This window comes from Psychrobacter sp. CAL346-MNA-CIBAN-0220 (genome assembly GCF_040309805.1).
Taxonomy (GTDB): Bacteria; Pseudomonadota; Gammaproteobacteria; order Pseudomonadales; family Moraxellaceae; genus Psychrobacter.
The window spans coordinates 1-235 of sequence record NZ_JBEOPF010000744.1; the positions used below are offsets into that span (position 1 = coordinate 1).

The 235-nt window shown below is 41.3% G+C and carries 1 protein-coding gene; it reads right to left on the reverse strand.

The window, feature by feature from the left end:
- The coding region (locus tag AAEY88_RS15535; protein ID WP_350563830.1) for a hypothetical protein at positions 1–235 on the reverse strand (235 nt) is incomplete at both ends.

Below are 235 nucleotides of genomic sequence, written 5' to 3' on the forward strand. Positions count from 1 at the left end.
TCATAATCTAACAGCAGAACGGGTGCCAGTGTTTGCCCATCTTTTGCGAGCTGTTTTGTTAACTGCTTAATAGTTGCACTATTGATAGTGGTATAAATAGAAGCTGGTATAGATAAGTAGTCACATAAACGTTGCAAATGCTCAGCACCAAGCGTTTGATTGACTACTGCAATCAGATGGACTTTGGTCAATTGCTCATTAAGGTGATAGACCGGCTGATAACTTGGACGACGAC